Source organism: Chitinimonas sp. BJYL2, assembly GCF_027257935.1.
Classification (GTDB): domain Bacteria; phylum Pseudomonadota; class Gammaproteobacteria; order Burkholderiales; family Chitinimonadaceae; genus Chitinimonas.
Map to the genome: position 1 here is coordinate 310460 of NZ_JANZKW010000004.1, position 12994 is coordinate 323453.

General features: G+C 60.8%; 13 protein-coding genes. 8 read left to right on the plus strand and 5 right to left on the minus strand.

The features are described from left to right. The first annotated feature begins 29 nt into the window (after positions 1 to 29). From O9X62_RS13500 to O9X62_RS13510, 3 genes are all read left to right on the plus strand, one after another. Positions 30 to 710 carry an OmpA family protein gene (locus O9X62_RS13500; protein ID WP_269533430.1) on the plus strand — a complete coding sequence of 227 codons (681 nt, stop codon included), beginning with the start codon at positions 30 to 32 and terminating at the stop codon, positions 708 to 710. Positions 711 to 842: 132 nt separating this feature from the next. Beyond that, positions 843 to 1442, plus strand: a complete 600-nt coding sequence (gene lolA, locus O9X62_RS13505) for an outer membrane lipoprotein chaperone LolA (protein ID WP_269533431.1) — start codon at positions 843 to 845, stop codon at positions 1440 to 1442. A gap of 9 nt (positions 1443 to 1451) precedes the next feature. Beyond that, complete coding sequence (locus O9X62_RS13510; protein ID WP_269533432.1) at positions 1452 to 2756, plus strand: replication-associated recombination protein A; 1305 nt, start codon at positions 1452 to 1454, stop codon at positions 2754 to 2756. A gap of 18 nt (positions 2757 to 2774) precedes the next feature. Here O9X62_RS13510 and O9X62_RS13515 read toward each other — a convergent pair whose 3' ends face one another. Both O9X62_RS13515 and O9X62_RS13520 read right to left on the minus strand, forming a co-directional pair. Further along, a complete protein-coding gene (locus O9X62_RS13515; RefSeq protein WP_269533433.1) occupies positions 2775 to 3671 on the minus strand; it encodes an alpha/beta fold hydrolase in 897 nt (298 codons plus the stop codon). A 24-nt stretch (positions 3672 to 3695) separates the two neighbouring features. Further along, a complete protein-coding gene (locus tag O9X62_RS13520; RefSeq protein ID WP_269533434.1) occupies positions 3696 to 4310 on the minus strand; it encodes a TetR/AcrR family transcriptional regulator in 615 nt (204 codons plus the stop codon). Positions 4311 to 4482: 172 nt separating this feature from the next. Here O9X62_RS13520 and serS point away from each other — a divergent pair, with 172 nt between their 5' ends. Both serS and O9X62_RS13530 read left to right on the plus strand, forming a co-directional pair. Continuing rightward, positions 4483 to 5763: a serine--tRNA ligase gene (serS, locus tag O9X62_RS13525; protein WP_269533435.1), complete on the plus strand. Its 1281-nt coding sequence runs from the start codon at positions 4483 to 4485 to the stop codon at positions 5761 to 5763. A 187-nt stretch (positions 5764 to 5950) separates the two neighbouring features. After that, a complete protein-coding gene (locus O9X62_RS13530) occupies positions 5951 to 7270 on the plus strand; it encodes an MFS transporter (protein WP_269533436.1) in 1320 nt (439 codons plus the stop codon). Positions 7271 to 7335: 65 nt separating this feature from the next. Here the strand turns inward: O9X62_RS13530 and O9X62_RS13535 are convergent, their stop codons facing one another. From O9X62_RS13535 to O9X62_RS13545, 3 genes are all read right to left on the minus strand, one after another. Then, the gene (locus O9X62_RS13535) at positions 7336 to 7539 is read right to left on the minus strand and encodes a DUF3460 family protein (RefSeq protein WP_308446479.1); all 204 of its coding nucleotides are present in this window, start codon (positions 7537 to 7539) and stop codon (positions 7336 to 7338) included. 103 nt (positions 7540 to 7642) lie between these two features. Next, positions 7643 to 8824: an acetyl-CoA C-acetyltransferase gene (locus O9X62_RS13540; RefSeq protein ID WP_269533437.1), complete on the minus strand. Its 1182-nt coding sequence runs from the start codon at positions 8822 to 8824 to the stop codon at positions 7643 to 7645. 81 nt (positions 8825 to 8905) lie between these two features. Next, positions 8906 to 10663 (minus strand): alpha/beta hydrolase, encoded by a 1758-nt coding sequence (locus tag O9X62_RS13545; RefSeq protein ID WP_269533438.1) that lies wholly within the window; start codon positions 10661 to 10663, stop codon positions 8906 to 8908. Between the two features lie 320 nt (positions 10664 to 10983). Here O9X62_RS13545 and O9X62_RS13550 point away from each other — a divergent pair, with 320 nt between their 5' ends. The 3 genes from O9X62_RS13550 (at position 10984) to bfr (ending at position 12943) form a co-directional block, all read left to right on the plus strand. Next, on the plus strand, positions 10984 to 12012 hold the full coding sequence (locus tag O9X62_RS13550) for a serine hydrolase (RefSeq protein WP_269533439.1): 1029 nt from the start codon (positions 10984 to 10986) through the stop codon (positions 12010 to 12012). A 145-nt stretch (positions 12013 to 12157) separates the two neighbouring features. Beyond that, positions 12158 to 12367 (plus strand): bacterioferritin-associated ferredoxin, encoded by a 210-nt coding sequence (locus tag O9X62_RS13555; RefSeq protein WP_269533440.1) that lies wholly within the window; start codon positions 12158 to 12160, stop codon positions 12365 to 12367. 99 nt (positions 12368 to 12466) lie between these two features. Then, positions 12467 to 12943: a bacterioferritin gene (gene bfr / locus O9X62_RS13560; protein ID WP_269533441.1), complete on the plus strand. Its 477-nt coding sequence runs from the start codon at positions 12467 to 12469 to the stop codon at positions 12941 to 12943. Positions 12944 to 12994: the final 51 nt, after the last annotated feature.

Genomic DNA, 12994 nt, shown 5'->3' on the forward strand with positions numbered 1-12994 from the left:
TATCTTTCCCAAACCCATGGAGAATAACTATGCAAAAGATGAAGCGCACTCTCGTTGCCCTCGCGCTTGGTGCAGTGGCGGTAACCGCCGTTGCCGGCAAGGACGGCTACGCCACTGACACCCGCAACCCTGTTGTGCGCAACAACTTCGGCGAATGCTGGCGCACCTCGTCGTGGACCAAGGAAAAGGCCATCGAGGAATGCGATGCCGCCTTGGTGCCCAAGGCCGCCCCGGCCGCAGCACCGGCTGCACCTGCCGCCCCCGCCGAAGCCCCCAAGGCTGCCCCGGTGACCAAGCAGGTCAAGATGGAAACCCTGACCCTCAACGCCGCCGCCCTGTTCGATCTGAACAAGTCCACCCTCAAGGATGAAGGCAAGCAGGCACTGGGTTCGGTGGCTGCCGTGCTGCTGGAGCGCAAGTACGACACCAGCAAGACCCGTATCAATGTAGTGGGCCACACCGATCGCATCGGTAAGGATGCCTACAACCAGAAGCTGTCGGAAGAGCGCGCTGCCTCGGCTCGCGCTTATCTGGTCGAAAAGGGCCTGCCTGACAGCATGATCACCGCAGAAGGCAAGGGCGAAACTGCCCCGGTGACCACCGATGCCGATTGCAAGAAGGTGATGAAGAACCGCAAGAAGCTGGTCGAGTGCTACGCACCGGATCGCCGCGTGGAAGTGGAAATCTACGCAACGGTCGAACAGCAGTAAACGTTTTACCCTCGCTTGAGAGCCCCGCCCCGTGCGGGGCTTTTTCTTGTCTGCTGCCCGCCCCGGTTCAGGGGGTGGACAGGTGCCCATGCTAGACTTGCGGCCAGTTTCCACCCTGCTTTGGCGGTATCCATGCGTGCCCTGCTCTGCCTGTTGGCCAGCTTTTCCGTAACAGCTGGCGGCCTTGATCAGCTCAAGACCTTTCTGGCCCAGACCCGTGCCTTCACAGCCGATTTCCAGCAAACCGTGATGCAAAAGAACGGCAAGCAGGAACAGGCTAGCGGCACGATGGCCATCCTGCGCCCCGGTCGTTTCGACTGGCGCTATATCAAACCCTATGAGCAGCGCGTCGTGGGTGACGGCACCCAACTCTGGGTCTACGACCCTGATCTGAATCAGGTTACCCGCAAGCGGCTGGACCAGGCTTTGGGCGATAGCCCCGCCGCGCTGCTGGCAGGCAGCAACGAACTCGACAAGCGCTACAAACTCAGCGAAGCCGGCAGCCGCGACGGCCTGGAGTGGATCGACGCCGCGCCCCGCAACCGCGATAGCGGCTTCGACAAGGTCCGCATCGGCCTCAAGGACAACCAACCCATGGCCATGGAGCTAGCGGACAGCTTTGGTCAGACCACCGCGATTCGCTTCAGCAATGTGAATCGCAGCCCGAAATTGGGTGATGACCGCTTCCGGTTTGTGCCGCCCAAGGGGGCAGATGTAGTCTCCGCCGACTGACAATCCACCATGTCAGACCTGTTTTCCACCGACCCCACGCCCCCGCTCGCCGAAGCCCTGCGCCCCAAGACGCTGGCAGAAGTGGTCGGTCAATCGCACCTGCTTGGCCCCGGCAAGCCGCTGCGGCTTGCGTTCGAATCAGGGCAACCGCACTCGATGATCCTGTGGGGGCCTCCCGGCGTGGGCAAGACCACGCTGGCGCGGCTCGCGGCCGATGCATTCGGCTGGGCCTTCATTGCGCTGTCGGCCGTGTTTTCGGGCGTCAAGGACATCCGCGCGGCCATGGAACAGGCCGAGCAGAACATGGCGATGGGCAAACGCACGCTGTTGTTCGTCGATGAAATCCATCGCTTCAACAAAGCACAGCAGGATGCACTGCTGCCCTATGTGGAATCTGGCCTCGTCACCTTCATCGGCGCCACCACCGAGAACCCCTCGTTCGAAGTCAATGCCGCGCTGCTCTCACGGGCCCAGGTCTATGTCCTCAAATCATTGACTGAAGCCGAACTGCGCCAGTTGTTCGAGCGCGCACGCGAAGTCAGTCTGGCCGATCTGCAGTTTGCCGATACCGCGCTTGATACGCTGATCGGCTATGCCGATGGCGATGCACGGCGCTTCCTGAACCTGCTCGAACAGGCACGCTCGGCAGCACAGGCTGCCAAGACCGTGACCATTGATGCCGATTTCGTCCAGAACGCACTCACGCTCAACAGCCGCCGCTTCGACAAAGGCGGCGATGCGTTCTACGACCAGATTTCAGCCCTGCACAAATCGGTACGCGGCTCCAACCCGGACGGTGCGCTGTACTGGCTGTGCCGCATGCTAGATGGCGGTGCCGACCCACGCTACCTTGCCCGGCGCATCGTGCGCATGGCCTGGGAAGACATCGGTCTGGCCGACCCGCGCGCCATGCAGATCTGCAATGACGCAGCCGGCACCTACGAGCGCCTCGGCTCACCCGAGGGCGAGCTGGCGCTGGCCCAGGCGGTGATCTATCTGGCCGTTGCCCCCAAGAGCAACGCGGGCTACATGGCCTACAAACAGGCGGCTGCCTTTGTGAAGCAGGATCAATCGCGCCCTGTGCCCGAACATCTGCGCAATGCCCCCACCAAGCTGATGAAGGATTTGGGTTACGGCGCCAACTACCGCTACGCCCATGACGAAGCCGATGGCTACGCGGCTGGCGAGCGCTATCTGCCCGATGGCATGGCCGACCCGCACTGGTACCAGCCGGTGCCGCGCGGGCTGGAGGCCAAGATTGCCGAGAAGCTGGCCCATCTTCGCGAACGCGACGAGGCCAGCCGAAAAACGTGATGGCGTATGGGCTCGGTGTCAGCCGCGCAGAAACGCCACCGTCTGCGCCACCACATGGTCGTCCTTGAGGATGCGCTTATGGCCCAGACCCGCCGTGCTGATCAATCGCGCGCCTGGCCAGGCGGCGGCAATGCTCTCGCCCATGGCGTGGGGAATTTCTCGGTCCTGATGATCATGCATCACCAGCGCCGGCGTACGCAGGCTCGGCGCCAGATTCAGCGAATTGATCTCGTCCCAGCGCACGCCAATGCGCCACTCCAGGCGCTGCTGCAGCGCCAGCCTGACCTTTTCGCTCAGACCCAGCATGCGGGCCACGATGCGTGAATAAAGACCAAGATCGCCATTGGGCGCGACGAGCACCGCGCGCTGCACCGGCACACCTTGCGATAGTGCCTTGATCAGCACCCCACCACCCATCGAATGCGCGACTACACCATGCACCGGGCCAATCTCCCGGATCAGGCGTTCAAACGCATTGAGCGCATGCAGCACCGAAGAGCGGCGGCCCGCACTATGGCCGTGGCCTGGCAAATCCAGCGCATGCACTTGATAGCCCGCCTCCAGCAAAGGCTGGATGAACGGCCCCAGCTGGGTCGCACGGCCACCCCAGCCATGTAGCAGCACGACCTTGGGCAAGCCATCATCGCCCCAGCGATAGGTCTGAACATGCTGGAAGTTCCAGTCGGCGACCGGCAAACCCACCGTATACAGGCTGCCCCGCTGCGCACTGGCCAACCACGCGCGCTCGGCCTCCGGCCAGTCGTGCCGTTCTGGCGTCAGGAAACGGCGCTCCAGCCAATCGAGCAGCAGGCTGGGAGCGACGCGCCCCAGTAAAGGCAGGGCCAGATGACGCAGGCCTTGCAGGGCAATTAAACGAACGTTCGTGCTATTTTTGAACGATAGAGTGGCTTGCATAGTGATGCTCCTGGCGAAGTCAGATCAAGGGAGGGCGTGCCCCAGCCGGGGCGGATTGGCGATCAGGCGTTCCAGCCCGACGACAGCCCGCTCACCAAACTGCAGATCATTGAGCAGGCGATAATTGTGATGGCCCGACAGGATCAGGCCAAAAATCTCGAAAGCAGCTTGGTCGGTATCGGTGTCGGCCGGCAATTCGCCCGCCTCCATCGCCAACTGCACCGACTTGGCCAGCGAGGCGAGCCACTGGCGCTGGGTATCGGCCAGAAAGTCGCGGATCGGGCCGGGTCGATCATCAAACTCGGCCGCGGCGGACAACACCGGACATCCGCCCTCTTGCTGCTGTGCCAGACCCCAGTCGATCCAGCCGCGGAACAGTGCGCGCAAGCGCGCCAGTCCGCGCGGTGCCTGGAAGGCCTTGCGGGCCACCTCATTGTTGAACTGTGCCAGCGTGGCATCCAGAATCGCCAGCTGCAGCGTTTCCTTGGCACCAAAGTGGGCAAACAGCCCGCTCTTGGACATGCCGGCGCGATCCGCCAGCTCACCGATCGACACCGCACCCAGCCCCAGCTCGCGGGCCAGTGCAATGCCGGCAACGAGGATGGAGTCGCGGGTGAGATCGCCTTTGGATCGGGCCATGATGTCGCTGAATGACAAGGGTTGTGATCGATGGCTGCATTTTTAGCACGACCGTTCGTTTTATTCCACTGCCGTTTGTCGCCCGCGCCCATAACGCAAGTCGTACTGGGCTAGCGCGCCCGGCGCGGATAAAATCGGACCTGAATCGATCTATCTCCCCACAAGGCTTGTCATGCTAGATATCAACCTGCTGCGCAATGATCTCGACGGCGTCGCTGCCCGTCTCGCTGCGCGCGGCTTCCAACTCGACACCGCCGCTTTTGCCGCACTCGAACACGAGCGCAAATCGCTGCAAACCCGCACGCAAGATCTCCAAGCCGAACGCAATGCCAAGTCCAAGGCCATTGGCCAGGCCAAGGCCAAGGGTGAAGACGTTGCCCCCATCATGGCCAGCGTGTCGCATCTGGGTGATGAACTGAAAGCTGCAGAAGCTAATCTGGCCGCGCTGCAAGACAAGATCAACGACTTGCTGCTGTTCATCCCCAACCTGCCGCATGAATCGGTACCGCAAGGCAAGGATGAGAGCGGCAATGTGGAACTGCATCGCTGGGGCACGCCGCGCAGCTTCGACTTTGAGGTCAAGGACCACGTCGATATCGGCGGCCCGCTGGGCCTGGATTTCGAAACCGGCGCCAAGCTCTCGGGCGCACGCTTCACCGTGCTCAAGGGCCAGATTGCCCGCCTGCACCGCGCCCTCGCCCAGTTCATGATCGATACGCAAACCGGTGAGCACGGCTACACCGAGTGCTACACGCCATACATCGTGAACCCCGAGGTACTGTTCGGCACCGGCCAGCTACCCAAGTTTGCCGAGGACATGTTCCGCGTCGAGCGGGGTGGTGAAGACGGCCAGACCCAGTATCTGATTTCCACTTCGGAAATCTCGCTGACCAACACGGTGCGCGACACGCTCCTCAAAGCCGATGAGCTGCCGATCAAACTGACCGCCCACTCGCCCTGCTTCCGCTCAGAAGCCGGCAGCTACGGCCGCGACACACGCGGCATGATCCGTCAGCATCAGTTCGACAAGGTCGAAATGGTGCAGATTGTGGCGCCTGAAAAGAGCTTCGAGGCGCTCGAAGAAATGCGTCAGCACGCCGAAAACGTGCTGCAGAAGCTCGGTCTGCCCTACCGCGTAGTCACGCTGTGCACGGGCGATATGGGCTTCACCGCCGCCAAGACTTATGACCTTGAAGTATGGCTGCCTGCGCAGAACACCTACCGCGAGATCAGCTCGGTCTCCAACTGCGAAGCTTTCCAGGCCCGACGCATGCAGACACGTGTCAAGAACGAAGCCGGCAAGAACGAGCTGGTGCACACGCTCAACGGTTCCGGTCTGGCTGTGGGCCGCACGCTGGTGGCGGTACTGGAGAACTACCAGAACGCTGATGGTACGGTCACCGTACCCGAAGCACTGGTGCCTTACATGGGCGGCCTGCGCAAGTTGGGCTAAGCCGCTAGCCCGCGGGGTGCAATCAGCGCAGCGCATTGCACCAGTTAACGGGAATCCGTCTGACCAAGTTGCCACGCGGCACTGATTGCACCCTACGATGCGGGCACAGATGGCCGCCCGGCTTGCCTTGAGCCGCTCCGCTGATACCGGAGCGGCTTTTGTTTGGATTCAGCACCAGAAAGCACCCATGCTCGCCCTCGCAGAACGGCTGCAACAGGTTGGCCGACCCTTTAGCAAGCTGCTGCTGAGCGATACCTTGACGGTGCTGGCCCTGATGGTGGGCCAGGTTGCCCTGCCCTGGTGGATCGTGCAGCAAGGCGGCGCGGCAGACTTGGCGCAATACGCCATTGTGACCGGGCTTTCGGCATGCATTGCCATGCCGCTGTTGTCACCACTGGGCGACCGCTATCCCAAGAACCGGTTGATCATGGCCGGACTGCTGGTAATGAGCCTGGCAGCCGTGCTGACCACGCTGCTATCCGCCTATGGGCACTACCAGCTCATGCTGATCATGCTCGCCGGGGTGATGCAGATGATCGCGCTGGCCATCATCACGCCCGCCATCAACAGCATCAGCACCGAACTGGTCGCGGCAGAGCATCTCTCAACGGCAATGGGTTTGCAGAAGTCAGCGCAGTCACTGGGCAGGCTGCTCGGACCGGCGCTGGCTGGCATCTCGCTGGCCATCACCAGCATTCCGTGGACGCTTGCACTGCATGGCGTATTGCTGCTGGTAGCCGCACAGCAGGCCATGCGGATTCCGGCCTTGGCCGTTGAAGCGCAGCACGGGTACAGCCTGCTGCGCTGGCGAATCGACCTGTGGGCCGGCTTGCGAGCGAGCTGGCAGATCCCGCTGGAGCGATATTGGACCCTGACCAACTTTGCCTCATGGATCTTTCTGGGGCCTGCCATCGGCATGCTGGTGCCGATCAAGGTGCATGCCATGGGCTTGTCCGGCACTTGGCTCGCCAGTTGCGAGGCCGCCTTGTCGGCAGGCATGCTGCTGGGCGCCTTTGGCGCAACGGACCGGCTTGCCAGCCACTTCAGCCGCTTCCATCTGCGTGTCGGCGCCGGCGTTAGCCAGGGACTGGCTCTCGCCCTAGCCGGGTTGGCGCAGGAAGCCTGGCTCTTGCTGCCGGCATTCTTCCTCTGCGGTCTTGCCAACTCGGTACTTATCCTATCGGGCATGACTCACCGCATGCTGGCACGCCCGCAGGCATTCCGTGGCCGCATGTCGGCCGTGGCCATCATGAGCGGCCAGATTGCCGGCAGCATCGGCCCTGCCTTGGCAGGGCTGGCACTGACGCACTATGCGGTATCCATGGTCTACATGAGTTTCGGACTGATTGGTGCCGCGATTGCGACCTCGCTGGCACTGGTGCCGGGCTTCAAGCATTTCATGGCGCTGGGCCATGACGAAGTCAGCGACTGGTATGGCCGCCATCATCCTGCTGCATTTACCAGTGCCACCCTAGGCAATCCGACTGCGGATTCGCGCTCAGCCTGAGTCGCCAAGCACAACAAAAAAGCGACCCTCTGGTCGCTTTTTTGTTGTGGATACCACCGGACAACTTAATCCGGTTGGTAAGCGTAAGGCTTGGTTTTGACCTTGACGGCCTCAGCCTGCTTCTGGAAATCACGGTCCACCTGCTTGTCCCACAACAGCGCACGGCCTTCGATCTGGCCTTGGGCAATCTCGGGGTTCTTGTCGAGCAGGTCGCGAATGAACTGGGTCGTTTCGGAAACGTAAGTCGTGTCTTTGAACAGCAGCGGCATGGTGATACTCCAGCAGTGACGGCTAGCCGCCATTATACGCCTGCCCGGCATGAAAAAGACCGGGCGTGGTGCCCGGCCTTCTCTTGCTGCATGGATGACGAGATCAGACGCGCTCAACACACAGCGCCACGCCCATGCCACCGCCGATGCACAGCGTAGCCAGACCGCGCTTGGCATCCCGGCGAGCCAGTTCGTGCAGCAGCGTGACCAGCACGCGGCAGCCCGAGGCACCGATCGGATGGCCCAGCGCAATCGCGCCGCCGTTGACGTTGACCTTGTTCCAGTCCCACTTCAGCTCGCGGGCCACGCCCAGTGCCTGGGCAGCAAACGCCTCGTTGGCTTCGATCAGGTCGACTTGATCCAGCGTCCAGCCGGCGCGGGCAAGTGCACGCTGGGTGGCGGGTACCGGGCCCATGCCCATGATGCTGGGCTCGACGCCAGCCGAGGCGTAACCGGCAATGCGGGCCAGCGGCTTCAGACCCAGTGCCTTGGCCTTGTCGGCGCTCATCAGCATCACGGCGGCAGCGCCATCGTTGATGCCCGATGCGTTACCCGCAGTGACCGAGCCTTCCTTATTGAAGGCCGGGCGCAGCTTGGCCAGCGCATCCATCGTGGTGCCGAGCTTGATGTATTCGTCAGTGGCAAAGGCCAGCGGATCACCCTTGCGCTGGGGAATCAGCACCGGAACGATTTCGTCAGCAAATTTGCCGGCCTTTTGGGCAGCTTCGGCCTTGTTCTGCGAGGCCAGTGCCAGCTCGTCCTGTTCCTGACGGCTGATACCGTACTTGGCGGCGATATTCTCGGCGGTCACGCCCATGTGGTACTGGTTGTAAACATCAGTCAGGCCATCGGCCACCATGCTGTCGACCAGCGTGCCATTGCCCATGCGGATACCGTCGCGGCTATTCAGCAGCAAGTGCGGAGCCAGGTTCATGTTTTCCTGGCCGCCGGCGATGACGATATCGTTATCGCCCGACAGGATCGATTGCACGGCCAGATGCGTGGCCTTGAGGCCCGAACCGCAGACCTGATTGATGGTCAGTGCCGGCACATGCACCGGAATACCGGCCTTGATCAGCGCCTGACGTGCCGGATTCTGGCCCAGACCGGCCTGCAGCACGTTACCCAGAATTACTTCGCTGATCTGATCGGGGGCCACGCCGGTTTTTTCCAGCAGCGCCTTGATGACGGTCGCACCCAGATCCGGGGCGGACACCTTGGCCAGACTGCCGCCGAAGGAACCGATGGCGGTGCGCTGGGCTGCAACGATGACGACTTCAGACATGCTCAATCTCCTGCTTCGCTTGGGGGGAGTGCCCCCGCCTTGGCGACGGGGACGCATAGTGGTTGGCAGCGAACCTGCGGCTCAGTCTGCCTTGGCTTTTACATAACGGCCAGGCGCGGGTTCGATCGCCTTGTATTTGGTGTTGCCGGGCTTCTTGGGCGCGGCAATCAGCTTGCCCGACTTGGGCGCCAGCCAGTTGTCCCAATCCTGCCACCAGCTGCCAGGTCGGCTTTCGGCGCCCGCCAGCCAGCTGTCAGCATCGGCGGGCAGCGCGTCGCTGACCCAGTAATTGCGCTTGTTGCTGGTCACCGGATTGATCGAGCCGGCGATATGACCCGAGGCACCGAGTACAAAACGCAGGTTCTTGCTGCCCAGCAGCTGGGTGCCGCGGTAAGCCGAAGTCCACGGCACGATATGGTCCTCGCGCGCGGCAAAGATGTAGATCGGCCAATCGTAGGTGGACACATCCACCGGCACGTCGCAGACCTTCATCGCACCCTGCTTGGCTAGGTTGTTCTCCAGATACATATTGCGCAGGAAGAACGTGTGCATGGGCAAAGGCAGGTTGGCCGAATCGTTGTTCCAGTACAGCAGGTCGAACGGCGGCGGCGTCTTGCCCTTGAGGTAGTTGTTGACCACGTAATTCCAGATCAGGTCATTGGCGCGCAGCATGGCGAAGGCACGGGCCAACTCCTTGCCCGAGATCACACCGCCTTCGGCAATCTTGGCCTCGCGGCTTTCCACCACGCCACGGTCGACAAACTGTTTGATATCGCCGGGCTCGGTATGGTCGATCAGCGAGGTCATGAAGGTAACGCTCTCGAACCAATCGAGCTTGCGCGCCTTCATCACTGCCAGCGAGGTCGCCAGGATCACGCCGCCGATGCAGAAGCCCAGCACATTGATCTTGTCCTGCTTGCTGATCTCGCGCACCACTTCGGCCGCCTTGATCACGCCATGCTCGACGTAATCATCCCAGGTGGTCTTGCCCAGTTCAGGCGTGATGCTGCGCCAGGACACCATGAACACCGTGTAACCTTGGGCGACGAAGTGGCGCACCATCGAGTTATCGGGCTGCAGATCCATCAGGTAGTACTTGTTCACCGAAGGCGGCACGAACAGGATCGGGCGCTCGTAGACCTGAGCCGTGGTGGGGGTGTACTGGATCAGCTGGAACAGCGGGCTTTCGAACACCACCGTGCCGGGCGTGACGGCCAGGTTTTCGCCCACGGCGAACTTGGACTCGTCGGTCATGGAGATATGGCCCTTGGCCAAGTCTTCCGAAAGCTTCTTCATGCCCTCGGCCAGACTCTCGCCGCGGGTTTCCAGTGCCAGCTTGATGACCTCGGGATTCGTCATCGCGAAGTTGGCGGGCGACATCGCGTCGATAAACTGCTTGGTGTAGAAGCCCACTTTCTCGCGCGTGGCCTCATCCATGGGCACGCCATCCACTACCTCGTTCAGCCACTTGGCCGACAGCGTATAGCTCTGGCGCAGATAGTCGTAGAACGGGTACTCGCTCCATTCTGGTGCGATGAAGCGGCGATCGCCCTTGGGTGGCTCGAAAGCGGGCTTCTCGGCCGCACCGAGCAAGCCGGTCCACAACCCCAGCTGCTGCTGATACAGATCGCGCTGGAGACCCATGAGATTCTGGGCATTGCCCGCGAGCCCCTGCATAAAGCGGGCATAGGTATCGGCAGGCGATTGCGCCGGGGCATTGCCCAGACCGCCCACAAAACTCTGGAACAAACTGCGCTGCGCGTCAGTCATCGATTGCATGAAGGTTTGAAACGAAGCGGTTTCGGTGCCGGCTTGCGGTTCTGCACTGGGTTGGCTCAACTGTGTCTCCTAGTCGATCCGTTGTTATGAGGCTAAGGGTGTCGACGCTTTGTTGCGATGCAGCAATCGCCACATTGTAGGCTCCCCCGAGTCGAGCGCACAAGCCTTTCCAAGTCTTTGCTCTAGAAAGAAAAAAACCGGGTCTGCCGGGCGGGTTTGCTAACATCCGACGCCTTGCCTGACATAAACGCTTGCATGGTTTGCCATGTGTCTTTAGATTCGTGATGAGATGTCATGGCTTAACTCATGATTTTCATGGATTTTAAGTAAATGCTTATGTATCATCGGCTTATCGCTTCATCGTACAACGGAGACGTTGCATGAGTTTCCGCCTCTCTACACTGCTTGCCTGCGTGGTCAGCCTTTCGCTGTCCCTGCTTCCGCTTGATGCGGAGGCGGCTTCCGCTTCGTCACAAAAACGGACCAGCGTAAAGTCGGGCAAAGCACGTGTTGTCAAGGTTTCCAGCAAGTCCCGCAAGCAGGTACGCAAGCCCGTCAAACGCGTGAAGCTCTCGTACAAGCGGCAAAAGGCCGGCTACAAGCGCGTCATGGCTTATCAGCCGCAATTGGCTAATCCCATCAATGGCCTTGCGCTTTACTCGAGCTCGGCACTGGTGGTCAATGCCGTGTCGGGTGAGCGTATTTTCGAGAAGAACAGCCAGGTTGTTGCGCCTATCGCATCCATCACCAAGCTGATGACCTCGATCGTCGTGCTCGATATGCACCTGCCGCTGCATGAACCGATCACGATCACCGAAGACGACGTCGATACCCTCAAGAATTCCAGCTCACGCCTGATGGTGGGCACCACGCTCACACGCGGCGAAATGTTGCATCTGGCACTGATGGCGTCGGAAAACCGTGCCGCGCACGCGCTGGCCCGTACCGCACCAGGCGGGCTGGATGCGTTTATTGCCCGCATGAACCGCACCGCCATCTCGCTGGGCATGCAGCGTTCGCACTTTGTGGACCCGACCGGGCTCAATAGCGCCAATGTCTCGACCGCCGAAGACCTGATCCGCCTAGTGCAATCGGCGCATCATTACCCCGAGATCCGCTCGCTCTCCACCAGCGAAGCCTACAGCTTCTATTCGAATGTGAATGGCCGTCCTTACGAGTTCCGCAATACCAACCCCTTGGTGAAAAGCGAGAACTGGCAGATCGGCATTTCCAAGACCGGCTACATCTCCGAAGCCGGCAAGTGCTTGGTCATGCACGCCACCATCAACGACACGCCTGTGGTGATCGTGTTGCTGGACTCCGCAGGCAAGTTGACCCGGATCGGCGATGCCAACCGGATCAAGCGTTGGCTGGAAACCAGCCCCAACGCCATATTGCGTGCCGGCTGAGGCTCTGCATCGCTCCCACCAACGCCCGCGCCAAGCGGGCGTTTTGTTTTGTCCTCTCCGTACTGATACGCCAATAAATCAGTCGCTTGCACTTATTAATGAGAATCCTTATTATTCGATAAAGATTCTCATTAGATTACTAAGCATGTACATCTGCATCTGCAACGCCGTTACCGACAAGCAAATCCGCCAAGCCGTGCAAAGCGGCTGCGGCAGCATGCGCGAACTCCGTCTTGAACTGGGCGTGGCGGGCTGTTGCGGCAAGTGCGCACCGGATGCCAAGGCAATACTGCAGGCCACCCAGCATGAGCAGGCAAGCAATCGCTTCCCTAGCTTTACGCTCGTCGCAGCTTGATCTGCATTCCCGTCCGACAACTTGCCAGCGAGATTGCCCAAGCCTAACCTGAACGGGTTGCGGGCCAGGGTCCGCGGGTCCATCCGGCAAGGAGTGATCATGAAGGGCGACAAAAAGGTCATCGCATATCTGAACGCGGCGCTCAAGAACGAGCTGACGGCAATCAACCAGTATTTCCTGCATGCCCGCATGTTCAAGAACTGGGGCTTCAAGGCGCTCAACGAGCACGAGTATCACGAATCCATCGACGAAATGAAGCATGCCGACATGCTGATCGAGCGCATCCTGTTCCTCGAAGGGCTGCCCAATCTGCAGGAGCTTGGCAAGATCTACATCGGTGAGGATGTAAAGGAGGCACTGGAGTGCGACCTGAAGCTCGAACACGAAGCCCTGCCGCCGCTCAAGGAAGCCATCGTGCATTGCGAGAAGGTGCACGATTTTGTCAGCCGCGAACTATTCGAGCACATCCTTGAAAGCGAAGAGGAACACATCGACTGGATCGAGACCCAGTTGGGCTTGATTGAGCGCATCGGCTACCAGAACTACCTGCAGTCGCAGATGGAGAGCGGCAGCTAATCTGCTCACCATTGCTCGCAAATGAAAACGCCGCCGTACTGCCACGGCGGC

Coding starts and splice junctions, on each gene's coding strand:
- O9X62_RS13500 (WP_269533430.1), top strand. CDS start 30: ATGCAAAAGATGAAGCGCACTCTCGTTGCCCTCGCGCTTGGTGCAGTG.
- lolA (WP_269533431.1), top strand. CDS start 843: ATGCGTGCCCTGCTCTGCCTGTTGGCCAGCTTTTCCGTAACAGCTGGC.
- O9X62_RS13510 (WP_269533432.1), top strand. CDS start 1,452: ATGTCAGACCTGTTTTCCACCGACCCCACGCCCCCGCTCGCCGAAGCC.
- O9X62_RS13515 (WP_269533433.1), bottom strand. CDS start 3,671: ATGCAAGCCACTCTATCGTTCAAAAATAGCACGAACGTTCGTTTAATT.
- O9X62_RS13520 (WP_269533434.1), bottom strand. CDS start 4,310: ATGGCCCGATCCAAAGGCGATCTCACCCGCGACTCCATCCTCGTTGCC.
- serS (WP_269533435.1), top strand. CDS start 4,483: ATGCTAGATATCAACCTGCTGCGCAATGATCTCGACGGCGTCGCTGCC.
- O9X62_RS13530 (WP_269533436.1), top strand. CDS start 5,951: ATGCTCGCCCTCGCAGAACGGCTGCAACAGGTTGGCCGACCCTTTAGC.
- O9X62_RS13535 (WP_308446479.1), bottom strand. CDS start 7,539: ATGCCGCTGCTGTTCAAAGACACGACTTACGTTTCCGAAACGACCCAG.
- O9X62_RS13540 (WP_269533437.1), bottom strand. CDS start 8,824: ATGTCTGAAGTCGTCATCGTTGCAGCCCAGCGCACCGCCATCGGTTCC.
- O9X62_RS13550 (WP_269533439.1), top strand. CDS start 10,984: ATGAGTTTCCGCCTCTCTACACTGCTTGCCTGCGTGGTCAGCCTTTCG.
- O9X62_RS13555 (WP_269533440.1), top strand. CDS start 12,158: ATGTACATCTGCATCTGCAACGCCGTTACCGACAAGCAAATCCGCCAA.
- bfr (WP_269533441.1), top strand. CDS start 12,467: ATGAAGGGCGACAAAAAGGTCATCGCATATCTGAACGCGGCGCTCAAG.